Origin of the sequence: Desulfotignum phosphitoxidans DSM 13687, from assembly GCF_000350545.1 — a bacterium.
GTDB classification, from domain to species: Bacteria; Desulfobacterota; Desulfobacteria; order Desulfobacterales; family Desulfobacteraceae; genus Desulfotignum; species Desulfotignum phosphitoxidans.
Genome location: NZ_APJX01000001.1, coordinates 831,117 through 857,078, shown reverse-complemented (window position 1 = coordinate 857,078; position 25,962 = coordinate 831,117). Strand labels below are relative to the sequence as shown.

Annotated in this window: 21 protein-coding genes; 14 read left to right on the top strand and 7 right to left on the bottom strand. The window is 51.4% G+C overall.

Translation table 11 applies throughout. From position 1 onward, the window contains the following. Positions 1-301: 301 nt before the first annotated feature. From phnD to phnC, 4 genes are read left to right on the top strand one after another with little or no spacing between them, the layout of a single operon-like run. Positions 302-1,216 carry a phosphonate ABC transporter substrate-binding protein gene (gene phnD, locus DPO_RS03955; RefSeq protein WP_006964417.1) on the top strand — a complete coding sequence of 305 codons (915 nt, stop codon included), beginning with the start codon at positions 302-304 and terminating at the stop codon, positions 1,214-1,216. Between the two features lie 18 nt (positions 1,217-1,234). Further along, on the top strand, positions 1,235-2,176 hold the full coding sequence (gene phnE / locus DPO_RS03950; RefSeq protein WP_201765590.1) for a phosphonate ABC transporter, permease protein PhnE: 942 nt from the start codon (positions 1,235-1,237) through the stop codon (positions 2,174-2,176). A 13-nt stretch (positions 2,177-2,189) separates the two neighbouring features. Continuing rightward, the gene (gene phnE / locus DPO_RS03945) at positions 2,190-3,566 is read left to right on the top strand and encodes a phosphonate ABC transporter, permease protein PhnE (RefSeq protein WP_006964415.1); all 1,377 of its coding nucleotides are present in this window, start codon (positions 2,190-2,192) and stop codon (positions 3,564-3,566) included. 25 nt (positions 3,567-3,591) lie between these two features. After that, positions 3,592-4,425 carry a phosphonate ABC transporter ATP-binding protein gene (phnC, locus tag DPO_RS03940; RefSeq protein ID WP_006964414.1) on the top strand — a complete coding sequence of 278 codons (834 nt, stop codon included), beginning with the start codon at positions 3,592-3,594 and terminating at the stop codon, positions 4,423-4,425. Positions 4,426-4,667: 242 nt separating this feature from the next. On the opposite strand, the gene DPO_RS03935 is transcribed toward phnC, so the two are convergent. Both DPO_RS03935 and DPO_RS03930 read right to left on the bottom strand, forming a co-directional pair. Further along, positions 4,668-5,966 (bottom strand): radical SAM protein, encoded by a 1,299-nt coding sequence (locus tag DPO_RS03935; RefSeq protein WP_006964413.1) that lies wholly within the window; start codon positions 5,964-5,966, stop codon positions 4,668-4,670. A gap of 85 nt (positions 5,967-6,051) precedes the next feature. Beyond that, positions 6,052-8,496, bottom strand: coding sequence for a putative bifunctional diguanylate cyclase/phosphodiesterase (locus tag DPO_RS03930; RefSeq protein ID WP_006964412.1), 2,445 nt, complete (start codon positions 8,494-8,496; stop codon positions 6,052-6,054). Positions 8,497-8,714: 218 nt separating this feature from the next. Here DPO_RS03930 and DPO_RS03925 point away from each other — a divergent pair, with 218 nt between their 5' ends. Continuing rightward, on the top strand, positions 8,715-10,523 hold the full coding sequence (locus DPO_RS03925; protein ID WP_006964411.1) for a GGDEF domain-containing protein: 1,809 nt from the start codon (positions 8,715-8,717) through the stop codon (positions 10,521-10,523). Positions 10,524-10,533: 10 nt separating this feature from the next. Here the strand turns inward: DPO_RS03925 and DPO_RS03920 are convergent, their stop codons facing one another. Then, positions 10,534-11,049 (bottom strand): methyltransferase domain-containing protein, encoded by a 516-nt coding sequence (locus DPO_RS03920; protein WP_160166888.1) that lies wholly within the window; start codon positions 11,047-11,049, stop codon positions 10,534-10,536. A 316-nt stretch (positions 11,050-11,365) separates the two neighbouring features. Here DPO_RS03920 and DPO_RS23690 point away from each other — a divergent pair, with 316 nt between their 5' ends. The 3 genes from DPO_RS23690 (at position 11,366) to DPO_RS03905 (ending at position 13,374) form a co-directional block, all read left to right on the top strand. Next, positions 11,366-12,178 (top strand): PstS family phosphate ABC transporter substrate-binding protein, encoded by an 813-nt coding sequence (locus DPO_RS23690; RefSeq protein ID WP_006964409.1) that lies wholly within the window; start codon positions 11,366-11,368, stop codon positions 12,176-12,178. Positions 12,179-12,260: 82 nt separating this feature from the next. Further along, positions 12,261-12,635, top strand: a complete 375-nt coding sequence (locus tag DPO_RS03910) for a sirohydrochlorin chelatase (protein WP_006964408.1) — start codon at positions 12,261-12,263, stop codon at positions 12,633-12,635. A gap of 4 nt (positions 12,636-12,639) precedes the next feature. Continuing rightward, complete coding sequence (locus DPO_RS03905; RefSeq protein ID WP_006964407.1) at positions 12,640-13,374, top strand: glutamine amidotransferase; 735 nt, start codon at positions 12,640-12,642, stop codon at positions 13,372-13,374. An 82-nt stretch (positions 13,375-13,456) separates the two neighbouring features. Here DPO_RS03905 and DPO_RS03900 read toward each other — a convergent pair whose 3' ends face one another. The 3 genes from DPO_RS03900 to DPO_RS03890 all read right to left on the bottom strand — a co-directional run bounded on the left by DPO_RS03900 (position 13,457) and on the right by DPO_RS03890 (position 16,944). After that, positions 13,457-14,167, bottom strand: a complete 711-nt coding sequence (locus DPO_RS03900) for a FadR/GntR family transcriptional regulator (RefSeq protein ID WP_006964406.1) — start codon at positions 14,165-14,167, stop codon at positions 13,457-13,459. A gap of 65 nt (positions 14,168-14,232) precedes the next feature. Then, on the bottom strand, positions 14,233-15,555 hold the full coding sequence (locus DPO_RS03895) for a (Fe-S)-binding protein (protein WP_006964405.1): 1,323 nt from the start codon (positions 15,553-15,555) through the stop codon (positions 14,233-14,235). A 6-nt stretch (positions 15,556-15,561) separates the two neighbouring features. After that, the gene (locus tag DPO_RS03890; RefSeq protein WP_006964404.1) at positions 15,562-16,944 is read right to left on the bottom strand and encodes an FAD-binding oxidoreductase; all 1,383 of its coding nucleotides are present in this window, start codon (positions 16,942-16,944) and stop codon (positions 15,562-15,564) included. Between the two features lie 382 nt (positions 16,945-17,326). Here DPO_RS03890 and DPO_RS03885 point away from each other — a divergent pair, with 382 nt between their 5' ends. From DPO_RS03885 to DPO_RS03875, 3 genes are all read left to right on the top strand, one after another. Continuing rightward, the gene (locus DPO_RS03885) at positions 17,327-18,475 is read left to right on the top strand and encodes a TRAP transporter substrate-binding protein (protein ID WP_006964403.1); all 1,149 of its coding nucleotides are present in this window, start codon (positions 17,327-17,329) and stop codon (positions 18,473-18,475) included. A 116-nt stretch (positions 18,476-18,591) separates the two neighbouring features. Continuing rightward, on the top strand, positions 18,592-19,107 hold the full coding sequence (locus DPO_RS03880) for a TRAP transporter small permease subunit (RefSeq protein ID WP_006964401.1): 516 nt from the start codon (positions 18,592-18,594) through the stop codon (positions 19,105-19,107). Continuing rightward, entirely contained in the window at positions 19,104-20,444 is a 1,341-nt protein-coding gene (locus tag DPO_RS03875; RefSeq protein ID WP_006964398.1) for a TRAP transporter large permease, read from the top strand. The genes DPO_RS03880 and DPO_RS03875 overlap by 4 nt, the downstream gene beginning before the upstream one ends. A gap of 437 nt (positions 20,445-20,881) precedes the next feature. Here DPO_RS03875 and DPO_RS03870 read toward each other — a convergent pair whose 3' ends face one another. Then, positions 20,882-21,256 carry an aldo/keto reductase gene (locus DPO_RS03870; protein ID WP_083911975.1) on the bottom strand — a complete coding sequence of 125 codons (375 nt, stop codon included), beginning with the start codon at positions 21,254-21,256 and terminating at the stop codon, positions 20,882-20,884. Between the two features lie 101 nt (positions 21,257-21,357). On the opposite strand from DPO_RS03870, the gene DPO_RS03865 reads away from it, so the two are divergent. The 3 genes from DPO_RS03865 (at position 21,358) to DPO_RS03855 (ending at position 25,886) form a co-directional block, all read left to right on the top strand. Next, on the top strand, positions 21,358-22,356 hold the full coding sequence (locus DPO_RS03865) for a sialic acid TRAP transporter substrate-binding protein SiaP (protein WP_006964395.1): 999 nt from the start codon (positions 21,358-21,360) through the stop codon (positions 22,354-22,356). Between the two features lie 74 nt (positions 22,357-22,430). Beyond that, complete coding sequence (locus DPO_RS03860; RefSeq protein ID WP_006964393.1) at positions 22,431-24,344, top strand: TRAP transporter large permease; 1,914 nt, start codon at positions 22,431-22,433, stop codon at positions 24,342-24,344. Between the two features lie 24 nt (positions 24,345-24,368). Beyond that, positions 24,369-25,886, top strand: coding sequence for a UxaA family hydrolase (locus DPO_RS03855; protein ID WP_006964391.1), 1,518 nt, complete (start codon positions 24,369-24,371; stop codon positions 25,884-25,886). The last annotated feature ends 76 nt before the right edge of the window (positions 25,887-25,962 follow it).

Genomic DNA, 25,962 nt, shown 5'->3' with positions numbered 1-25,962 from the left:
TTTGCGCTCCTTTTTTTGACGCTTGTTACGCTTGTTTTTGACTCCGGCCGGATGACTTGCCGGGGTTTTGTTGAAATTCCCCCTGTCCCTGTCGGATCGCGCTGGACCTTATCAGGAATTCAATAATATTGTATGTGAATTGCATTGATTTTTGGTAAGGACCGGTTTTCATTTTTTTAAATCAAAACATAACTTCCGTCTAACAGGGAATAAACATGCAAATGGTTTGATGATCGGCAATGTCAGACAGAGTTACAGAAAACTCAGAATAAAACGACCAAATCATTTAAGGAGACGCGTAATGAAAAAATGGATCACATCAATGTTCGTCGCCATGGCTGTCATGATGGCGTTCACCAACGCCCCCATGGCTGAAGAAACCATCACTGAATTCCGCATCGGTATCCTGGGAGGTGAAAACGCATCGGACCGGCTGCGGTCCAATGAGTGCATCCGGGCCAAGGCCGAAGCAACGCTGGGTGTACCCACCAAAATTTATGCACCGGCCGATTATAACGGGGTGATCGAAGGTCTTCTGGGAGGCAACCTGGACATGGCCTGGCTGGGAGCTTCCGGTTATGCCAAAGTGTACATGACAAACCCGGATGCCGTGGAACCCGTGCTCACCAAGATCAACAAGGACGGCTCATTTGGTTATTACGCCATCGGTTTCGCCCGGGTGGACTCCGGTATTGAAAACCTGGAAGACATGAAAGGCAAAGTTTTTGGCTTCGGTGATCCCAACTCCACTTCCGGATACCTGATTCCCTCCATCGAAATTCCCCAGGCCGGGTATTCCATGAAGCCGGGTGAGTATTTCAAAGATGTCAAGTTCACCGGCGGCCACGAACAGACCATTGTGGCGGTATTCAACGGGGATATTGACGGCGGTGTCACCTGGGCCTGCGGCCTGGGGGACTGGGTGGACGGCTACAACAGCGGCGCTTTGAGAAAAGCGGCGGATGCCGGTATTGTGGACATGACCCAGATCCGGGAGATCTGGCGGTCCAAACTGATCCCGGAAGGCCCCATCGTTCTGCGCAAAGACCTGCCGGAATCCGTGAAACTGAAGATCACCGGCATGCTGGCCAGCATGCCCTCCATGGACCCGGAATGTGCGTATGGATTCATGGCCGGCGAAATCAAGGCCATTGCTCCCATCGATCATTCCGACTACCTGAGCATCATCGCCGCCAGAAAAGCCAAATCCCAATAGCCGGAGAAAGCCCTTCATTTGAACGGCCGTTCCCGGCGGCCGCTGGAAAAAACAGCGGCCGCCGGTTTTGAAAATTTCTGCCGTCCACATGATGAAAAAGGATACGCCATGACCGTTTCGGCCATCAACGAAGAAATTCTTGCCATGGAAAAACGCCGGCAGCTCTATTCCGCTGTGTGTATTGTCATGATGCTGGCCATCCTCGTCAGCGGATACAAACTGGCCAATGACATGAATTCCGGCAGTTTTTTCAGAGGATTGACCCAGTTTTTCGATTATCCGGGTGAAATTGTCAAAGAAGCCTGGCAGGCGGGATTCGGTTTTTTTGCTCTGCTGATCCGGTTTCTGCCGGCCCTGGTGGAAACGTTGAACATCGCAGGCGCTGCATCCCTGATCGGCGGCGCACTGGCCGTGGTACTGGCATTTCTGGGATCCAGCAACCTGGACGTCAAGCCCGCCGTCATCATTTTGTTGGTCCGGCGGATCATGGACAGCATGCGGGCGTTTCCGGAACTGATCATCGCCCTGTTTCTCATTTTCGTTCTGGGCTCCAGCCCGGTACCGGCCATGATCGCAGTGGCGTTTCACACAGCCGGGGCCCTGGGCAAGCTGTTTTCCGAGGTCAATGAAAACATGGAGCAGGCCCCCATCGAGGGACTGGCCTCCTGCGGGGCCAGCTGGCTGCAGCGCATGCGGTATGGGGCACTGTCCCAGGTGCTGCCCAATTATCTGAGCTATTTCATGCTCCGGTTTGAAATCAATGTCCGGGCATCGGCCATTCTCGGGTTTGTCGGGGCCGGGGGCATCGGCACGGAACTGCGGCGCACCATTGGGTGGGGAAAAGGGTCCGGTGATGAAACCGCAGCGTTGTTTGTGCTTTTGATTCTCTCTATTTTCATCATTGACCAGACATCTTCTTTCCTTCGCCGACGCCTGATTACCGGCGACCAGGCGGCTTAATCGAGGTCCCCTTATGAGCATCACTTCCATGGCCCTGAATCACACCGCGTTTTTGACACCGAACAGCCGGACCGTCTTCTCCGCCATCCGTCGAAACAGTATTATTACCCTGGCGGGTGTCACCGCTGGGGTGATCTATCTGTGCTATATTTTCTTTTCCTTTGATGTCGGCGGACTGATCAGCAAAGCCCGGCCGGGCCGGGCCCTGCTGCTGGCCACGGATGCCGTGGCCCACAAGGTGCATGTCACCCGGAACCTGCGGGGGACAAGTTCATTGACAGTGGCCGTGGAAGGGGAACGGACCGCCACCTATGACACCCCGCCCGCCTGGGTGAAACAATCCGGGGACCTTGTCCGGGTGGATCTGGGCAAAGGGATGACCGTCGAGATGCAGGAAACCGTTTTGACCCTGACGATCCCCGACTATGGCCGCATCCGGGTGGAAGTGACCGGATCAGGCATCGAAACCGATCTGCCGGAAGGAAAAACTCCCCCGGACTGGCTCCGGGCCACTTCCGCCAAGTTTGATGCCCGGCCGTCCTTAGGTCAGCGGATTCAGGTGTCCCGGGCCCGCATGGAAGTACACCGGTATTTCGGAGGATGGGAAAATTTTTTCTTTCCCTTCCGGTCGGAACTGGCCGGATCTTCTTTCCCGGAGATCATCCGACTGGCATTTTCCAGTGACCGGCGCCAGCCGGAGACACCCAACTGGAAACTGATATTCAACACCTTCTGGAACAATCCGGACTGGCAGCATGGCAATGTGTTTATCGCGTTGCTGGAAACTTTTCTCATGGCGGTTCTGGGGACCCTTACCGCAGCCCTGGCAGGACTGCCCCTGGCCATTCTGGCGGCCTCCAACTTCACTCCGTCCCAGGTGCTGCGGTTTGCCGTCCGCCGGGTCTTTGACTTTCTCAGAGGCATTGACATGCTGATCTGGTCATTGATCTTTATCCGGGCCTTCGGTTTAGGGCCGCTCACCGGGGCCCTGGCCATCGCCTTCACCGACACCGGTTCGCTGGGAAAACTGTTTTCAGAAGCCCTGGAAAACGTGAACAAACGGCAGATGGAAGGAGTCAGCGCCACCGGGGCCAACCGGTGGCAGTTCTACCGGTTCGGAGTCATTCCTCAGATCATTCCCGTATTTGTCTCCCAGGGCCTGTATTACCTGGAGTCCAACATCCGGTCCGCCACCATCATCGGGGCCCTCGGGGCCGGGGGCATCGGCCTGATGCTGGTGGAAACCATGAACACCCAGCGGGATTGGGAAAACACTGCCTACCTGATCCTGCTGACCGTCGGCTTGGTCATCATCATGGACACGCTTTCCGGAAAACTGCGAAAACGGCTCATTCACGGGGTGGCGCAAAAAAACTCGATAAATCAATGACATCCAGGAACAATAAGGAGATACCATGAAAATTACCCACTTGACCAAACAGTTCGGCACAGTTACAGCCGTCAATAAAGTATCCTTTGCTATTGACACCCCCCAGATGGTCGGGATCATCGGTCCTTCCGGGGCCGGTAAATCCACGCTGCTGCGCATGATCAACCGGCTCACCGATGCCTCCGGCGGCAGCATCGAGATGAACGGCCGGGATATTCTTGCGCTGAAAGGAAAAGAAAAACGAAAATGGCAGCGGGACTGCGCCATGGTCTTCCAGCAGTTCAACCTGGTACCCCGCCTGGATGTGGTGACCAATGTCCTGCTGGGCCGGCTCAACGGATATTCCACCGTGAAAAGCCTGTTCAGTATTTTCGGCAAAGAAATGGTGGATGAAGCACTGACTGCCCTGGACCGCCTGGGGATTGCCGGCCAGGCCCTTCAGCGGGCCGAAACCCTGTCCGGGGGGCAGCAGCAGCGGGTGGCCATTGCCAGGGCGTTGATGCAGACCCCCAAAATGGTGCTGGCAGACGAACCCATCGCCTCCCTGGACCCGTTGAGCGCGGAAAAAGTCATGACCGCGCTGCGAGAGATCCGGGACCGGGATCAACTCACCGTCATCTGCAACCTGCATACCCTCGACACCGCCAGAACATACTGCGACCGGGTGATCGGCATGCTCCAGGGTAAAATCGTGTTTGACGATGTGCCGGCAAAACTGACCCCGGCCGTGGTCAAAGACATTTACGGCGCCGATACAGAGCTCAATGAGTCCGTGACCTCCACCTCGATGGTCACGCCGGTCAGAAAACCGAGCCCCCGCAGCCTGGCACCGGCCATGGCTGCTCTGACCGCTGGTTGAACATCAAAGGGTTTGTTGAACCGGATCAGGGCAGACTGATCGTGGAAATCAAATGCGGGCCTGAAATTCTGCCGGCTCTCCAGCAAATTGTTGCGAACAGCGCGCATCGATCCGGCCTGGAAGTCCTGTGCTGAACGGTCGACGATCCAGCAGAAGCCCGGCAAATGATTGATCTGGGGGTAACCGGAATTATACAACCAACAGACCCGCCTGGCTCAAATCAAAAGTCAACCAGGGTGCTTTCATGGGGTAAACCGGACAAGCCGGGATAATGCCGGTGGTTTTCGGCCGTTGAAATATCCGCAGGCTGCATAATACCGCAGGTCTTTCTGCCACAGAGAGAAAAAACGCGGATCATGAGAGATCCGTTTCAGCACCCTTTTCGGGCGGTGCAGGGTATCCAGCAGGGGAGAAAACAGTTCGGACGGATCCCTGAAGCATTCCCAGTCACACTGGCGACAGTCCGGCACCCGGTCCAGCACACCCAGGTTCAGTTTTGGAAAAGGCCCCAGGTCTTCACGGCCCCGGTACCCGCAGGGGTAGGTGTGGCCGTCATCGGAACCGATGAAAAAATAATCTGTGCCGCCTCGGCATCCGGCCGTTTCCACTGCCGGACCGGGGGACGGGAGCAATGCCTGATGCTGGGCGATAAGGGTATGCAGGGCACTGAGGGGGGTGAAGATGCGCAAATAAGGCCGGTGACGGGTCACATTGGCGGCCAGGGCCTGGTAGAGGGCCACTTTTTCTTCCCGGGTGAACCGCACCACGGCCTCCCCGGCCGTGGCCGCATACACCGCCTGGAGCCCGTCTTCCGAACCAGTGTCTTCAATGCTCATGGGATAACAGGTATTGGCAATGGTGAATCCCATCCGGGTCACCTGCCGGAAAAACCGGTCAAATGCGGCATGAAACCTCTGGTAAAACGCTTCCAGATACGCGGTGTCACTGGAAAAACCTTTCCGGTGAAGGTCCCGGGTCGATGGACCGCCCACCAGGCGGTTGATGCCCAGGTTCACCGACGGAAATATGCCGGCATCATGAAAAATGGGAATGGCCGTCTCTATCCCCCGGACCACGTCCGGCAGCCCCCGCATCTGTTCATGCACCTTTGGCACGGCAGAATCCAGACTGATCCAGAAATTTCTCAAAGGCGTTGCCGCCAGTTTGTCTGCCATGGCCTTGATCCGGTCCCTGAAACCCGGCTGTCGGCTGCCGCAGAACAGAAACCCGTTGGTACCGGTGCGGATATAAGGGATGCCGGCCCGGCCGGCATGGGAGATCAATTTCATGACCGGGTCCAGGTACAACAGGGGTTCCCCGCCTGTAAATGAAACCGCCTGAACCCCTTTTTCCCCGGCCGCATCCAGGAGCTGCCGGATGACATCGGCTTCCAAACGGGTTCGGCGGATATCCGCGGTCTTCCGCATGCCGCACTGGGGGCATGTGGCATTGCACTGATTGGTGATCTGGATGACCAGTTGTCCGGGTACCCGGTCTTTTGCCAGGCAGGTCACTGTCTTCAAAACAGAAAGAAGCGTCATGAGTTGCGTATCCTGTTGTCCGTTTTTTTCGTCAAAGAATCAGGGAGTCTTTCCATGGGTGATCGTTTGGAGGCATTGCCATCCATCATCCATGATTTCGGGCTTCCAGGACAATCAGGCGAGGTTTTTCCCCCTTTGACCCGGGCCGGGTGTTTTCGTTCAGATATGCCGTAAAGTCCGGCAGGGGCATGGGCCGGGCATAACGGAATCCCTGCATGATGTCACAGCCTTCTTCCACAAGAAATGATTCCTGCCGCTCTGTTTCAACCCCTTCTGCGATCACGGTCATGGACATGGCTCTGGCCATGGCAATGGCTGCCCGGACCAGGGTTTTGCCCTGGGAACCGGTTTCAATGCCGTGAATCAGGGATTGATCGATTTTCAGGGTGTTGATGGGAAGGTTTTTCAACATGTTCAGGGACGAATACCCGGTGCCGAAATCATCCAGTTCGATATGAATCCCCATCTGCTGCAGCGATTCAAGAGTTGCCCGGCCGCTATCCAGATCATGGAGCAGACAGGTTTCCGTGAGTTCGAATTTCAACCGCCGGGGATCGATTCCGCTGCTTGAGATGATGGCTTTCACTTTTTCCAGAAAATGATCATCCGAAAACTGGCGGGCACTGATATTGACGGCCAGGGTAAAACCGGTCGGCAGATTCCGGCATTCCTGCAGTTTGACCAGGAGCTGGCAGGCGTTTGTCAGTACCCATTCTCCCAGAGGCAAAATGAGTCCGGTTTCTTCGGCAATGGGAATAAACAACCCCGGTGAGACCGGCTGTTTCCCGGCAGGAATCCATCGCAGCAGCGCTTCAGCACTACAGACGTTTCCCGTTCCCATAATCTGAGGCTGCAGATACAAAGAAAATTCATTCCGGGCCAGGGCTTTTTTCAAATCATAGGCCATGGCTGTGGTCCGGTCGACGATGGCCTGCCGTTTTTTGCTGAACAGACAGACCCGGTTTCGTCCCAGATCCTTGGCCTCATACATGGCCACGTCCGCGCGTTTGAGCAGTTCACTGGATGTATGGACATCCCCCTTGAAAATGACCGTCCCGATACTGGCGCTGGCATGACACATATGATTTTTTTTACCCAGAACATAGGGCCGGTTCAGAGAAATCCGTATTTTTTCAGCCACATCCAGGGCCATTTTCAGGCTGGTGTCATGATTGCCGTCCAGCCATTCCAGCAGCACGACAAATTCATCCCCCCCCAGACGGGCGGCTGTATCGGTCTGACGGATACAGGCATTGAGGCGCTGGGCCACTTCAACCAGCAGAGCATCGCCGATGTCATGACCGGAAGTGTCATTCAAGGTCTTGAAGTTGTCCAGATCCAGCATGAGAACCGCCCCATACTTCCGGCTTCGCCGGGATGCTGCAATGGCCTGGCCCAGGCGGTCTCCCAGCAGACGACGGTTGACCAGTCCGGTCAGAGCATCGTACAGTGCCAGTTTCCTGATCTGACTTTCCGATTTTTTCCGGTCTGTAATATCCTGGACCGTGCCGGAAAGAACCTGCCTGCCGTCATGTTTCCTGACGGTGGCCTGCTGAAATATCATCCGTTCCTGTCCGTTTGGACAGATGATCCGGTATTCCATGGTAGCGGATTTTATTTGATCCACCACCCCTTTTAATGCAGCTTTCACCGCCGGCCGGTCATCCGGATGAACCAGTTGAAGCGCACTTTCCTCATTGACCTCAAACTGTTTTCTGTCCACACCGCAGATGTCATAAGTCTGATCCGACCAGGTCAATCTGCGATCCGAAAACCGGTATTCCCAGTCTCCCACCCGTGCCAGTTTCTGGGCCGCTGTCAGGCGCTTACGGATATGAGTCAGAGACCTCACACTGGTTTGAAGGGAGTTGATGGTTGCCCGGACATGACGCTCCAAAGGATAAAATATGAGCCCGGCCTCCAGCAGAAGTATCAGGATGGTTGCCCCCCAGATCATGGTCTCCAGTCTTTCGATCTTTACGATGGCGGCTCTCCCGATTTTCTGATATTCATCCACGGCGGCATCCAGCATAGGTTCCAACACATGGGGGCCATAAGTGGTCAGATAGATATAGGAAAAAAATTTGGAATTGAGCACATCATGGCCGGAAAGATAAATATCTCCCGCATGATGCAAAAACCGGCTCAGCGCCAGGTCCAATCCCACGGAAGGATCATCGAAAATGATCTTCAGCCGTTCATTGGTCACTTTTGGAATGCCCTTTTCCCGGCTCCCATGGCGCAGGACATGATGTGCACCCTGCATTTTATGAATGGTCTTTCCCAGCTGAGCCCGTGCCATGTTGAATTCGGTTTCATCGTCAGTGGACACCATCAAACTGCTGAAATACGCAATGCGGTTGACAAGCCCTGACTGGTGTCCGGCCAGGTTGACCAGACTGGAAAATCCGCGCTGTTTTGATATCACGTTGTTCATGGCGATAAAGGATGCCGTCACCAGCAAGCCGATGGCGCTCAACGCCAGGATGTATCGAAGCCTTATATTTTTTACCGTTTTCAGAGAATTCATGGATGTATATTTAACCCCAACCGTTTTGTTTTATGAGTAAAACCGGACAAAAAGCCGGACGGCCCATCGACTGTTTTGATAGATAATAGCAGGGTATTGTTAGAAGACTATTTTTTTACCGCGATTCTCAACCGGAAATGAAATTTTTTTTACCAGGTACTAATCATCCTGTAATAATACCGTTTTAGGGTAATAAAAATTACTGTCAAGGAAAAAAAATGAACATAAACATTTGCAGGGAAACTCTGGAAACAGGCCTTTTCACCCAGCTGCCGGATCTGATGGATCCTGAATTCGTTTTTCATCCCATTGTTCACGTTCATACCGGACATCTGTTCGGCGTCGAGGCTTGGTTCTCCGGGTTTACCGGGGATAATTTTGAAATTCGGACCGATCTGTTTGACACTGCCCGGGAAAAGGGCCTGCGCCATCAGGTGGACCTGTTTCTGCAACAGAGAATACTGACCCGGTTTTTACCGTTTCGAAAAGAAAACCGGTTCAGGCTTTTCCTTCGCCTGGATCACCGAATATGCCTGTCGCCGGATTATCACCTCGGCAGCATCCTTTCAATGATCGAACACTCAGGGCTGGTCCCTGCTGATATCTGCTTTGTCCTGCGAGTGGATCCGGATGTCATCATGGACGAGCAAGTGATTCACATACTGGACAGGTACCGGTCCCAGGGATTTCGGATAGCCTTGTCAGGATATGATATCCGCTCTCAAGGGATTCAACTGCTGGACCGAACGGCACCGGATTATATGATCCTTCACCGGGACCTTTACCGTGATTTCAGGGAGAACGCCAAAACCCGACAGATCCTGTCTTTTATGATCACCTATTCCCATCTGATGGGATGCCGGGTGATCGCCGGTGAGGTCCAGACCGAGGCGGAATTCATCCAGTGCCGGGAATTGGGGTGTGATCTGATTCAGGGGGATGTGATCCAGCCACCCGGCCATGGCCTGGATACCATCAAGTCCTGTTATGATACCATCAGGCAGATTATACGAAGAGACCGCCGGAACCATGACGATAAGCACCGTTCACTGACCGCCGGTGAAATCACTCACCTGGAACCGATATCATTCGACTGCACCGTGGTCCATGTCTTTGATCAGTTCAGAACAAATCCGGACACCTCTTTTTTTCCGGTGATCGACCCGAATGGTGACCCCCTGGGCATTATCAGGGAAACCGCATTCAAACAGTATATTTTTTCTAAATTCGGCAGGCAATTGCTGGAGAACCCCTCTTTTGGCAAAGATATTTCCCGTTTTGTAGCCAGAATCCCTGTGGCGGATGTGCACGCTTCCCTTGAAACTCTGATTGAAATCTACACCCGGTTCAATAATAATGAAGGCCTGATCATGGTGGACAACCTGAAATATGTCGGTGTGCTCAGTACCAATTCCCTGCTCAAACTGATCAATGAAAAAAATCTGACCCAGGCCCGGGATCAGAATCCGCTCACACAGCTGCCCGGCAACAACCTGATCCATGAATATTTGAGCAGCAGTCTGTCGGATGAACAAGCGGATTATCACCTGATCTACTTTGATTTCAACAACTTCAAAGCGTTCAATGACCGGTATGGATTCCGAAGCGGTGACCGGGTCATTTTGATGTTTGCCGAACTCCTCAAAAAAACCGCATTTTCCGAAAACCGGTTCGTGGGCCATGTGGGAGGGGATGATTTCTTCATGGGAATCCGAAACAGTACCTATGAAACGGTGGCAGATCAGATGGTATCCCTGGCCAGGGAATTCAAAAAGAATGTTGAAAGTTTCTATGATTTCGATACCGTGAAAAAAGGTTTTCTGTTGGCCATGGATCGGGAAGGCAAAAAACGGAACCTGCCCCTGATGACGGTCAGTGTGGCCATACTGGAACTGACTGCCGGTGACAAAAAGGGGCTGACGGTCGAAGACATGGCCAACATGCTGGCCGGACTGAAAAAAAAGGCCAAACGTTCCGATGCCGGCATTGCCAGCACCAGGGCCTTGAACAGGCAAAAATCAGGCTGAATGAGTCGGCTCAGGCCTTGAACCGCTGGCCAAGATATCTGTGGACATGGCCGGCAAACGGCAGCGGCAGGTACCCTGGCAGGGAATGATGTGTTTTGCGCATCGTCAAAAAAATCCATTTGTGTTCCAGAAAATTGAACGCGGCAAAAAGATCCCACAGCGGGGGGAGAACAATGGTGACGCTTTCTCCTACCCGGCACAGTTCCCTGAAAAACAACTCCGGCTGTTCCACATGTTCAATGGTATGTGAACACAGTACCTTCTTGAACTGCCTGTCCACAAAAGGCAGCTGGTAAATATCGTCGATCAGGACAAAATTGGGTATCTGCGCATGCCGGATGATATCTGCATTGATTTTCCCGGCACCGGTTTTTCCGCAGCATATGTTCAGGTCCCATTGCTGCCGGGAAATGATCCGTTCCTTCATCACAGAATAACTGATGAAATTGACCATTTTTCCCAAAAACAGTGAACTCATGAAAAAAAGGGCTGAAATGATGCTGTGCTGTTCGAGAATTTCCGTCATTGTCTGATTATCCCTCCGGGTTTCTTGCCCGGCCATCGATTCCTTCCTTTCCTGGTAACCCCGCTGAAAGCTCTGCCTGCTGCTGATGGATACAGGGGGGCTTATGTTTGTGCATTATTTTATATGGCAATTGATAAAAACAGATTTGACCTCTGTTAGATTTTCACCAGCCGGGAAAAGCGGTCTGCGGGTACTGATGATAAACACCGGTCCTTTTCAATGTTGTCTTTTGAAAATCCCTGTGTTATTGGGTCTATGCTATCAAAAAAACAACCTGTCGGGCTTTATTTAAGCAAGACAGGGAAAGAGAGGTGCCATGAAATCCGGGTTCACAAAGATGATCGTGCTACTGGTTGCAGCCTGCTGCATACAACTGTTTGGCTGCACATCTCCGCCCATGGAACAAATGGTCATCAAAGGCTCCACCACCATGGCGCCGATGCTGGAAAGACTGGCAGCCGAGTATCAAACCCCGGATCAGAAACAGATCTTCATCGAGGCCACCGGTTCTCTGACGGGAATTGCCGCACTGATTCAAAACGAATGTGACATGGCTGCCTCGTCTGTTTCCGCGCCAACAACACTTGTTCAGGAAGCTGAAAAAAAAGGGATCACCCTGAAAGCATTCCCCGTATGCCGGGACAGAATCGTCCCGATTGTGAATACCGCCAATCCCTTGCATCAGTTATCCATCACAGACCTCAGACATATTTTTTCCGGAAAGATATCCTCCTGGAAATCTGACGACATGGCCGATGCTAACATTCAAATTGTATTGAGACAGACAGCATCAGGCACCTGCAGAATGTGGGAACAACGCATCCTGAATGGCGCCTCGCCGGCACCCGGTCACATACAGGTATTCTCCAACAGCGGCGTTCTGGCGGCAGTGGCTGAAAACCGGTACGCCATCGGTTATGTCAGCCATGCATATCTCAATCATGAAGTCAAACCCGTGGAAATCACCGGCCATGATTCAGAAACAGCCCTGGAACGGACCCTTTTTCTGTATGTCAATCCCGATCGCATGTCAAAAGCGGTCAAATCGTTTCTGACCTATCTGCACAGCGGACCGGCCAGAAAGATGATCAGGGACAGTGGCTTTGTTCCCATCACCCATGACAATTAAATGGCGCTGCCAGACGCAGATGCCCATATAAGCCCATAAAGGATAAGATTTAAATACGACATCCAACAGACAGGAGCTTGATTTGAAAACAATCATTCTAGCGGCACATGGAAGCCGCCAAAAAGCGTCTGCCGCAGAGGTGGCGGCTCTGGCAAAAAAGCTGGATACCAAGGTCAAAACCAATGATTCAAATGACATACACCAGGTGGTGCATGCCTTTTTGCAGTTCTGCGACCCGTCCCTGGAAACAGTGATCCAGGAGCTGGCGGACAGCGGGGTGGACGAGATGGTGATCTTTCCGTTTTTCATTTCCGCGGGCAGCCATGTGCAGACAGATATTCCCCGGGCCGTTGAAACCGCCCGACAAAAACATCCCACTGTGCGGTTTCACATCACCCGGCACCTGGGTATCCTGGATGCTGTGGAAGATCTTATCTTAGGAGAGGTCACGGGCTGACATCATGAAGCAACCAAAAATTCTGATTGTAAAGACCGGAGATACGTTTGCCGATCTTATTTGTTCTTTCGGGAATTTTGAAGACTGGATCCGCCAGGGTTTAGGCGTGGGTGAAAATCAGATCCGGCTGGTCAATGCCCCGGCATTTGAAGTGCTGCCTGAACCCGGCACCTTCAGCGGGGCCGTGATCGCCGGCTCCCATGCCATGGTCACCCAGAACCTGGACTGGAGTCTGAATGTGGAAGCGTGGCTGGCCCGGGTGGTGACGGCCGGGGTCCCGGTGCTGGGAATTTGTTACGGGCATCAACTGCTGGCAAAGGCTATGAGCGGTAAGGTGGATTTTCATCCCGACGGCCTGGAGATCGGCACCGCATCCATCACCCTGACCGCAGATGCCCTGTCAGATCCCCTGTTTCAAGGGCTGCCTCCGGTTTTCAACGCCCATACCTGCCATTCCCAGACCGTGCTGACCCTGCCCCCGGGCGCGGTGCATCTGGCAAAAAACACCCATGACCCCCATCATGCCTTCCGCCTGGGTCCTGCTGCCTGGGGAGTGCAGTTTCATCCGGAATACACCCATGGCATCATGGCCGGGTACATCCGCAACATGTCGCCGGTGATCCAGGCCTTGGGCAGTGATCCCGCAAAAATACAGCAGCAGGTGACAGATACACCCGAAGCGGCTCAGATACTGGCCCGGTTTGCCGCCCTGTGCCGCCATGCCCCCATGGCGGATTAACGACAGCCATCATTGAGTATCATCCGGGGCAGACCTGATTAACATGGTACCGCAGAATCCTATATATGCGTTACCAGAATCCCTACATTTTTTTGTTTTTGAAAAATTCTTTGACAAACGAGATGTGGATGTTCATGGACGCATACGCTCGGTCTGAATCCCGGGAGGAAATGGCCTCCAGAATGGCCTGGTGCTGGGCAAATATTTTTTCAACGTTTTCAGGGTCTTCGTACAGGCTGGTGAGATTTTCCCGGATGCCGTGGAACAGATAATCATAGAAATTGCGCATGATCAGGATGTGGAGCGGATTTTTGGCGGCATAGGCAATGGCCATGTGAAATCCGGTGTCCGCTTCCGTTCCCAGACGGCCGGAATTCACTTCCTGCTGCATCTCATCAATGCTCTGGGCCATGGCGGTGATATCGGTTTCATCGGCCCGCTGGGCCGCCAGGGAAGCAGCATTGCACTCCAGGCCCAGCCGGACTTCCAGCAGGTCCACCAGGGTGGCGGACTGGGCTTCCATGGCTTTGGCCAGGGGATTTTCCTGCACGGCTGCCAGAGATTTGACAAAAGTGCCCTGACCCTGTTTCTGGGTGATCAATCCCATGGTGACCAGGCGCTGGATCGCATCCCTGATAGTGGTGCGGGATACATTCATGGCCTGGGCCAGTTCCCGTTCGGTCATCAGTTTTTCACCGGGTTTGAGTTTTCCTCTGTAAATGAGTTCCCGGATCTGATCAAACACCTGATCGGAAATTCGCTTGGGCTTTATGGGCTTGATGGGTATGGTCATAATCTTAATTATACAGGCCTTTCCAGCATTATGTGTTCAAGATTCAGACCACAAATTATTCATTATTACGGATGGTTTAGCAAGTTTTTTTTCTCCAGGGCCTGAGCATACAGCTCCATGGGATGCCGGACCCGGATAGAGGCGCCGGCTTTCCCCAGCATATCAGATATCTGCATCATGCAGGCCGGACACCCCGTGGACACGGTGGCACAGCCTGTGGCTTCGATATTGTGCTCTTTAAGAGTACCGATGGCACTGGACAAATCATAATGGTAAATATTGAAACTGCCGCCCATGCCGCAGCACTTGTCTGATCCGGCCATCTCCTCCAACCGGCACCCGGCAGCCCGGATCACCTGCCTGGGCTGATCTGCCACACCCAGAGATTTTTTCAGATGGCACGGGTCATGATAGGTCACGATTTCTTTTTCTGCGTCTTCCAACCCGGTTTCAATCGGCTTGATGCCCACCTGATCCACCAGAAACTGGTTGATATCCATGGTTTTTTCCGACAGGGCCGTCAATTTTTTCTGCATACCCGGGGACGGGTTTTTGTAAACTGAAGGCCATAATTTCTTGATGGTGGAAGTACAGGTGGCACAGGCGGTCACCAGAACATCAAAGTCGTGTTTTTCAAACAACGCCAGGTTGTGGTCCACCAGCCGGGTGAAGCTGTCCCGGTCTCCGGATGCCAGGGACGGGATCCCGCAGCAACCCTGGCCGGGAGGGATCACCGCCCCCACATTGTGATGGGAGAGCACTTTTAACGAGGCATGGGCCACACCGGGAAAAATTTTGTCAATCAGACATCCGGTAAAAAATGCGACCCGGGGTCCGGAACCCCTGGTTGTCAAACCTTTGCCCGGCAAAATTTTATGAAACGGGGTGGGGCTCAGGGGCATGAAGTGCCGATGGGACAGCAATGGCGAAACCAGGCGGGCGCAGGAGGTGCCCTGGGCGTTGGCATCGGGTTTAGCGAAAAGGCCCTGGAACCGACCGGCCCAGTCCACCATGGCATCGAACCGGCCCGGGTGGGCCAGCAGTTGCCTGAAGATCAGTTTTTTGGCAGGGGACAGGCCTTTGTATTCCGCCAGGATCGCCCGGGCCTTGATGAAAATTTCCACCACATTGACCCCGGATGGGCAGTTGGATGCGCATGACCCGCACAAAAGGCACCGGTTCAGCCGCTCGTTCACCCCGTCCGGGTCGGTGAACATGTTTTCCATAAGCCCCGTGAGCAAAGCCAGTTTGCCCCTTGCCACATCCGCTTCCTTCCGGGTCTGCTCGAACAAGGGACAGACCGACTGGCACATACCGCATCGAATGCAGGTCACCAGTTGATCTTCCAGCTCCTTAACCAGATTTGCCAGTTCTTTCATGTCCGCCATTATAGCTTATACTCCGGTAATTTTACCAGGATTTAAAATATGGTCCGGATCCAGGGCCGCCCGCAGCTGCCGGGAAAAAAGAATGGAGGAATACCCGGCTTCCTTTTCCAGAAACGGGGCTTTGGCAATGCCCGTGCCGTGTTCACCGGACAATGTCCCTCCCATGGAAAGGGCGACATCGAAAATCTCTTCAATGGCCTGTTCCACCCGCAGAAACTCTTCCTTGTTTCTGCGGTCCGTGAGAATGGTGGGATGCAGGTTCCCGTCTCCGGCATGGCCGAAGGTGCCGATATCGATGCGGTATTTTTGGCCGATCCTTTGAAGGGCCCGCACCATGTCCGGGATCCGGCTTCTGGGAACCGTGGCATCCTCCAGCACCAGGGTGGGTTTCAGCTGAGCCAGAGCGGACAGGGCTGCCCGCCGGGCCGCCCAGATTTTGTCCCGCTGGGCATCATCTTTGGCCTGTTCAATCGTTCTGGCGCCCATTTTGAGACACAACGCCTTGACCTGTTCCGCTTCTTCCGCCACCACGGCCGGATGCCCGTCCACTTCAATGAGCAGCAGGGCTGCCGCGTCTTTGGGAAGTCCGGCCTTTGAAAAATCCTCCACCGCCCGGATGGTGAAATTATCCAGGATTTCCAGGGTGGCCGGCAGGATCCGGGAAGAAATAATACCGGCCACGGTTTCCGATGCGGCTTCAATGGTATCGTACACCGCCACCATGGCCTGCCGGGCCCGGGGCGCAGGGATCAGCTTCAGGGTGATCTGTTCCAGAACCCCCAGGGTGCCTTCCGACCCCACCATCAGGCCGGTGAGGTTGTACCCGGTGGCGCATTTCACGGTCCGGGACCCGGTTTTCACATGGTGGCCCCGGGCATCAAAGAACTGAAGCCCCATGACATAGTCCTTGGTGACGCCGTATTTAAGCCCCCGCAGTCCACCGGCATTTTCCGCCACATTACCGCCCAGGGTGGACACGGCCATGGAACCGGGATCCGGGGGATAGAACAGCCCCTGCTTTTCCACCTCCGCCGCCAGGGTCGCCGTTACCACGCCTGGCTCCACCACGGCGTACATGTCTGCGGCATTGATTTCAATAATCTTATTCAACCGCCCGGTCAATACCACGATGCCCGATGCTTCAGGGATCGTACCCCCGGACAGATTGGTACCCGATCCCCTGACCGTGAGCGGAATCCGATATTTTCGGCAAACCGCAATAATTTCTCCGATCTGGTCTGTTTTTTCAGGAATCACGGCAGCTGCAGGCATTACCGGATCCAGAACAGCGGCATCATAGGAATAGGTGAGCATGTCTTCCTTCTGGGTCAACAGATGCTGGGGCCCCACAATTTTCTGCAACGCATCAAGGATTGATTTTTGGATCATAGGCACCTCATTTGTATTTATGGTAATACCAATTAACTATTCCCCATATTTTCAGGATTGTCAACTGCTAATTTCATGGTATTACCTTGACATCAAACGAAAAATGTCCGCGCACAATACCCTGTAATTTATAAGCATTTTTCCGATATAACAAGATTTAATATAAAAAACAAATTAATTAATTTTTTTCTTGACAAAGAAAGACAGATGGATTTTAGTATTGGTACTACCAAGAAAATATACGGTATGATTTATCATGTAATTTGGATTTACCGAGGCACATTGGCGGTAGCTGATCCGGGAAAGGAGGGAAAACCTTTTTCAGTCAATCAATGAAATCAGGTGTATGAATCAATCATTATTTTAAAGGATGGAGGAACGTATGAAAAAAGCAACAAGTATCATGATAACCCTTCTGATGGCCGTGGTTTTTATCTGCGGTACAGCCCATGCCCAACGCGAAAAATTCGGAGAAGATCCCCGGGCCAAGGACGCGAAACGGATCTCTTTTAAAACATCAGATGAAAAAATCCGCTGGAAAATGATCATGCCCTGGTCCAAAGGGCAGCTGTTCTATGATATCGCAGCCCATTTTGCCGACAGTGTCCGCCTGGCATCTGCAGGCCGTCTGGATATCAAACCGTTTTCCGCCGGCGAGCTGGTTCCGGCCAACCAGACCTTTGATGCCGTCTCCACCGGTGCGGTCCAGATGGCCCATGGATCTCCCCTTTACTGGAAAGGAAAAAACGAAGCCTTTGTGGCCTATGCATCGGTCCCTTTTGGCCTGGATGCCGAGGGATATAACATCTGGCTCTACGAGAAAGGCGGCCTGGAACTGCTTCAGAAACTGTATGCAAAACATGGGATTTTTGCCCTGCCCGCCGGACAGACCGGCCAGGAAATGGGACTTTTTTCTAATAAGCGATCCACTAAAATGAGTGATTTCAAGGGGATGCGGATCCGGACCCCGGGATGGTACATGGATATCATGAACAATTTGGGCGCGTCGGTCAGCCCGCTTCCCGGCGGCGAAGTCTACCTGGCCCTGGAACGGGGTGTGATCGATGCAGCAGAATATTCAACACCGGCCATCAACTATCCCATGGGCTTTGACGAAATCACCAAATATGCGATCCAGCCCGGTGTTCACCAGCCCGCGTTTCAATGTGATATCATCATCAACCAGCAGGCATACGATGCCCTTCCCGAAGACTTGAAATGGATTGTCGATATAGCTGCAAAAGAAACCCAGCTGTGGAGCTACAACTGGATCAACAGCCTGAATGCCGAAGCCATGAAGCGGTTCAAGGAAAAAGTTGAAATTGTCAAAATGGACAAAGAAACCATCATTGAATTCCGCAAAGTCACCAAAGCCTATCTGGATTCAGTCAAGGAAAAATATCCGGATGTCAAAGAGGCATTGGATTCCCAGGAAGCGTTTATCGAAGAATACGCCATCTGGAGAGATGCCAGAAGCGGCGTCACGCCCTGGCCTTATGAAGATTTTATCCAGGGCAGAACCACGGAATAATCAGCCTTTGGTACAAAAACACAGGTCCGGCGGTTCAGGATAAGACCCATCCCGATATAACAGACTGCCGGACCTGCACTATTTGATCGACAAAATTTCAGTAAAGGAAAAGCACCATGCTGGAACCACTTTATCAAAACCTGGAAAATATTGTTCGAAAGCAGGGGGATGTCACATCGTTTCTCGTGTATCCCCTGCTGATCATCGTGGTATATGAGGTGTTCATGCGGTATGTTTTCAATGCCCCCACCACCTGGGGCTTTGAAGCCACCACTTTTTTATACGGGCTGCATTACATGTTCGGCCTTTCATATGCCGATGTCCACGGGGCCCATGTCAAAGTGGATATTTTCACCTCTCTGGTATCAAAAAAATCCCAGGCGGTTCTCAGTATCATTACCAACCTGGTTTTTTTCATGCCTGTGACCATCTGCCTGACTTTGTGGGGCATCAAGTATGCATACACCGCCACTAAAGGGCTTGAGGTAAACCCCACATCCTGGGCACCGCCCATCTGGCCGCTGAAGATATTGATGGCCCTGTGCCTGGTCTTTTTGCTGATCCAGGGCATCGCCAACCTGCTCAAGGATATCAACATACTGAAACAACAAGGAAGAAAGGTCCTCCCATGAGTCTTGAGTTCATGACAGTGGCCATGTTTGCCACCCTGATTTTCGCTATTATTCTCGGGCATCCACTGGCCTATACCCTGGCTGCCGTGGCCACCCTTTTCGGGCTGATTGACAATGGATTTGTGGTCTCCAGACTGTTTGAAATGTTTATCAACAATATCTGGGGGCTGATGGAAAACTATACCCTGGTGGCCATTCCGCTGTTCATTCTCATGGCCCAGATCCTGGACCGATCCAAGGTGTCGGATGCCTTGTTTGAATCCATGTATGTGGTGCTGGGCAGTATCAAGGGCGGTCTGGGCCTGGCCGTGGTGCTGGTGTGCACGGTGTTTGCCGCCACCACCGGGATCATCGGTGCCTCCGTGGTGGCCATGGGGCTGCTGGCAACCCCGGCCCTCATGAACAAAGGATACCAGAAAGAACTGACTGCAGGCATCATCTGTGCCTCCGGAACCTTAGGCATCCTGATTCCGCCCTCCATCATGATGGTGGTGTACGGCGGGCTTACCGGCATGAAAGAAACTTCGGTGGGCAATCTGTTTGCCGGCGCCATTTTTCCGGGCCTGCTGTTGGCAGGTCTGTACTTTGCCTATATTTTTGTCCGGTGTAACATCAACCCGAAGCTGGGACCCCCTATCTCAAAACAAGAGGCATCCGGGTACACGGCCCGCCAGAAATGGGCCATGACCCTGAAATCCCTGCTGCCGCCGCTGATTCTGATTCTGGCGGTCATGGGAACCATTCTGGGCGGGGTGGCCACACCCACGGAAGCGGCGGGCTTAGGTGCATTCGGAGCCGGAATTCTGGCTTTTTTAAACAAAAAACTCAACTGGACCGTGCTCAAGGAAAGTGCCTATGCCACCATGAAAACCACTTCCATGGTCATGATGCTGTTTGTGGGCGGAAAATTTTTCTCCGCCGTGTTCCTGAGCATGGGCGGCGGCGATGTGGTGGCGGATCTGCTCATCGGATCCGGCATGAACGAGTGGATCATTCTGTTTATCATGATGTTCATCGTGTTCATCATGGGCATGTTCATTGACTGGGCCGCCATCCTGCTGGTGACGGTGCCTATTTTTCTGCCCATCGCCATCGAGCTGGGATTCGACCCCCTGTGGTTCTCGCTGCTTTTGTGCGTGAATCTCCAGACCTCCTTTCTCACCCCGCCGTTCGGATACGCCCTGTTTTACTTCAAAGGCGTGGCTCCGACCGATTACACCATGATGCATATTTACAGAGGAATTATGCCGTTTGTACTTTTACAGATTATCAGTATCGGTCTGTTGTGCCTGTTTCCGTCGCTGGTCACCTGGCTGCCGGGGGTATTTTTTGGATAAAAAGGAACAGATAACGTGACGACCGGAAGCAGCACAAAAAAATTGAACTGCTGACCCCGATTATCAAGCCCGGCGCGATCAATAACCTGAGTACCACTATTAAGTTTCCCCTTTTGTATCGGCCTGCCAACGAATGAAAAATATTTCGCGGCAGGCCGTTTATGTAATATGTTAAATTCTGAAATAATCTGAATCAAGTCCCGCCTTATTTTTCACATTAAATTGACAAATTTGAGGTTTTTTGAATTATTCTGCCCACTTTTTATCAGATTATTTTGGCTGAAATGAAAAGGGCGAGAAGTTTTGCCAACCCTCGCCTGATAACAGGCACAGGAACCAACCTTAGACCGGAAGGCTGAATCATTTATTATGTGCCGTTGAAAATCAAAGCGCAGGCTGCCGTATCAAGTATTTCTTTCCGAAATCGACAATACATCTCACACCGCTTCATCCCAGAGATTTTCATACGTATATGGGGAACCCGGTGCCGTCCAGAAATTGCCGCGAATATATCGCCGATGCTGATCCAACGATGCCAATGACTGCATATCTTCCGGGGATAACGAGATATCAAGAGCATTTAAATTTTCGGCCAGGCGATCAGGGTTAACGGTTTTGGGTATTACAGATGTCCCACGTTCCATCGCCCACCGGATCAATACCTGGGCCGGTGTACAATGATTTTTATTTGCGGTTTCAATAACGATTGGGTTTTGCAGGAGGCTGGGTTCATCCTCAGATTTCAGGGCCGGTGGCCTGTCTCCAGATCCGAGGGGGGCATAAGCAGTCAATAAAACATCATTATGATAAATGGAGAGGAGGAGAGATTTAAAAAATTAATGGAGAAGTGAGGTCAACCTGAAACACGATGGCGGAAACAGTACCGTCAAAATTTTAAACAGGAGGCAATAGAATGAAACAATTGGTTAAAAAGTCACTGGTAATCGTTGGCATGGCCATGGTTTGCGGACTGATGATCATCTCCCCATCCCATGCAGCAAAAACACTTAAATGGGCACACAGTTATGAGGTGGACAACCCATATCACACCATGGCATTATGGGCGTCTGAAGAAATTGCAAAACGGACAGACAACAAGTTTGATATAAAAGTGTATCCGGCATCTTCTCTGGGAAAAGAGGTGGATATCAACGAAGGGCTGACATTGGGCACCATCGATATTGTTCATACGTCTGCAGCCTTTACCGGAAGGACATACCCGCTATTGGCAATGTCAACATATCCGTATGTGTTCAGGAATCTGGCACATTTTTATGCATTCGCCAAAAGTGACCTGTTCCGTGAGTTTGCCGACAAGTACGAAGAGATCACCGGCAGCCACGTGTTCTGTACCTCTTATTATGGCGCACGAAATGTTACGACGACAAAATTGCCGGTCCGGACGCCTGAAGATATGAAAAATCTAAAAATAAGAATCCCCAATGCACCCGCTTACGGTATGTTTCCGAGAGCGGTTAATGCAAATCCCACCCCCATTGCATTTGCAGAAGTCTATCTGGCACTCCAGCAGGGTGTGGTGGATGCTCAGGAAAATCCGTTGACAATCATTAAGTTTAAAAAGTTTTATGAAGTTCAGAAGTATATCTCTTTGACGCAGCATATGCTGGATAACCTGGTGACCATTGCAGGGGGGCATTTGTGGAACAACCTTTCCAATGATGAAAAGAAAATATTTACCGATGTCATGCTGGAAATGAGTGATAAAATAAGTAAGAGCATTGAAACAGCAGAAGCAGAGCTTGTGGCATGGTTTGAAGAGCAGGGCAACATCGTTATAAAAGACGTTGATAAAGCCGCCATGGCCAAAAAGGTAGCCGAGTTTTATAAGAAAAATCAGAAGGAGATGCCTTGGGATGAAGCAATCTGGAACCGTCTCCAGGCGATTCAATAAGTAACGCACTTTGACACCCGGGAGGAACCGGTTGATGGTTCCTCCCCGTTTCATTCAACTGCAGGAGGGAACAGATGTGTAATAATGGCATAGCTTCCGGCGATTTATCCATTGCGGAAATCGAAGAGCAGAAATTAAGTCGTCCGGAAGAATTGGAGGATTATCTTTCGCTGGCCTTGTTCTGGACGCTCGGGGCCGTGGTTTTCCTGCAGTTTTTTACCCGTTACGTTTTGAACAATTCCATGGGATGGACTGAAGAGATTGCCCGTATGCTTTTAGTTGCCTGTTCTTTACTGGGCTCCTCTCTTGCCATACGAAAAAATTCTCATATTTCGGTTGAATTTTTTTATCGTTACCTCAGCCCCAGGGGCGGGGTCATTTTTTCCCGGGTGGTGGATTTGCTCAGGATTGTCTTTTTTATCGTATTGCTATTCACCTGTTATAAACTGGCCGGTAGAACATTTGGTGCCCTGGTATCTGTGGATGTTCCCAAAAAGGTTCTGTATTATATTTTTAACGGCATGATCGGGGTGAATCTGATCCGTTCGGTTCATGTGGCAGTATTAAATTGGAAAAACGGCGGCAGCAGCCTCAATTTGACAGCGCCGCCTGTAACGAATCCGGACTATAAAGCCTCATTCACAGACTGGATCGCTCCTGGTATCATTGTCATTTTAGGCGCATTGACCATATGGGCTTTATTAGCAGGCAATGAATTGTATTTCATGTTTGCCCTGGCATTTACCGTTATTATTATCGGCCTGCCGGTTGCTTTCTGCCTGGCCGGTTCAGCCTATATCTACATACTTGTATCTGGAATGGCTCCTGATGTTGTGATTGCCCACCGGTTGATCAATGGAATGGACAGCTTCCCATTGCTGGCCATTCCGTTTTTCATACTGGCCGGTACATTGATGAATTCGGTGGGCATTACAGACCGTCTTTTTGATTTTGCCAAATCCCTGGTTGGCTGGCTTCCCGGCGGACTCGGGCATGTAAATGTCGGGGCTTCCATCATATTTGCCGGTATGAGCGGTGCTGCTGTAGCCGATGCCGGTGGATTGGGCACCATTGAAATTAAAGCCATGAAAGACGCAGGCTACGATCCTGAATTTTCAGTAGGTATTACCGCAGCCTCTTCAACGATTGGACCCATAATCCCACCTAGTCTTCCCATGGTGGCCTTCGGTGTTATGGCTTCCTGTTCTGTGGGACAGCTTTTTGCAGCAGGATTTATTCCCGGGCTTTTGATGGGCACCGCTTTAATGGCCATGGTGGCATATATGGCCCACAAACGAAAATATCCCAGGGAAGACCGTTTCAGGGCTGGTTTTCTGGTTTCCAGCTTCAAGCGGTCTTTTTTAAGCCTTATGACCCCTACCATTATCGTAGGCGGCATTTTAACCGGCATCTTCACACCAACGGAAGCCGCCATTGGTGCTGTGGTATACGGCATTCTTTTGGGTTTTTTTTACAGAACGCTTACATTTAAAAAATTTGTCAGTATCAGCATGGAAACCATTGATACCAGTGCCACGATTATGATGATCATTGGTGCGGCAGCGGTATTTGCGTGGATATTGACCAGCAATCAGGTGGCAAATCTGTTTGCAGCGTTTGTCATGGATAATTTTACTTCCAAATTTATGATTTTGCTGACCATCAATCTGATTCTTCTGGTGGTTGGCTGTTTCCTGGAGCCCATTGCAGCAATTACCATAATGGTCCCAGTTTTGATGCCCCTTTCCCAAATGATCGGTCTGGATGTGATCCATCTGGGGGTGCTCATGGTATTGAATTTGATGATTGGTCTGTTGACCCCTCCGGTCGGAACGGTCCTATATGTTCTCAGCAGGGTGTCGGGGATAAAATTTGAAAGATGCCTGGTAGGAACAGCTCCATTTTTTATTCCGCTGATCGCTGTTCTGATTCTGATTACCTATGTGGAAGGTTTTTCTCTGTTTCTGCCGAATCTGATTTATCGATAACATTACAGAAAAGGTTAAAGATATATGTCGAATCTGATTCATCTCAATGAAAAAGACAATGTAGCCATGGCATCTGTGTCTCTTGAAAAAGGGACGAAAATCAAGACCCATGACCTGGTATGCAATACCGTGATACCTGCCGGCCATAAAGTGGCCATATATGATATCCCAAAAGAGGACCCGATATACAAGTATGGCGACATCATTGGATATGCACTTGAACATATTAAAAAAGGAGATCATGTCCATTCCCATAATTTGTATTTAAAAAAAGCATCATGTGAGCATAGCTGTGAAAGTCCTCATGATCATTTCCCTTTGAAAACAAAGTCAGAAAGATCCTTTTTCAAAGGATATATCAGACCAGGAGGAAAAATCGGAACTCGAAATTATATAGGGATATTGTCAACGGTTAACTGTTCGGCCAGTATCTGCCACTTTATTGCGGATGGTGCCAATAAGGCGTTTAAGGAGAAATATCCTTCTATTGATGGGTTTGTGGGCTTAGGGCATGGGGCCGGTTGCTGCATGACCATTGGCGGGGAAGGTTTGACGATTCTTCAGAAAACCATGGCCGGGTTTATCAGAAATCCCAATTTTGGGGGAATTCTGGTAGTGGGACTGGGTTGCGAAGTCAATCGTATATCTGATTTTTTCAACGCCATGAGCTTGAACGAAGGTTCTTTACTTAAGACACTGGATATTCAGGACAGCGGAGGCACTGAAAATACCGTGATCAAAGCCATGACATTGATCCAAGAGATGATTCCCCCGGTTGCTGCCGCAAAAAGGGAACCCGTTTCAGCAGCGAATCTGATACTTGGTTTGGAATGTGGAGGATCTGATGCATATTCCGGTATCACTGCCAATCCATCTCTGGGAGCGGCAGCTGATCTTCTGGTTCAAGACGGGGGGACGGTTATTTTATCGGAAACCCCTGAAATATACGGTGCAGAGCACCTGCTGATCCGCAGGGCAGTAAATTGCCGGGTAGCGGATAAACTGATTGAAAAAATAAAATGGTGGGAAGCTTATACTGAAAAAAATGGTGCCCAGATAAACAACAATCCTACTCCGGGCAATAAGGACGGCGGCATCAGCACCATCCTTGAAAAATCATTGGGTGCTGTGGCAAAAGGCGGCAATACGCCATTACAGGAGGTATACAGTTATGCAGAGCCTGTCCTGTCAAAAGGCATGGTTTTCATGGACACGCCGGGCTATGATATTGTTTCCATTACCGGTATGATCGCCGGTGGTGCCAACATGATCGGTTTTACCTCCGGACGGGGGACTGTGGTGGGATTCAAACCAGTCCCCTGTTTGAAACTTGCATCCAATACACACATGTACGATCGGATGAAAGGTGATATGGACATCAACTGTGGTCCGGTCCTCGATGCGGGAGTCAGTGTCAAAGACATGGGTCTTTCCATTTATAAAACCATTTTGGAAACAGCGTCCGGTAGCAAAAGCAAAAGTGAAATATTTGGATATGGCGATCACGAATTTGTCCCGTGGCACATAGGGGCCGTCCTTTGAAAGTCGGGTAATTATATGAAAGCCCTCGGTACTCAGATAACAGCTAAAAGCTAAAGACTAACAGCTTTCATGTTTT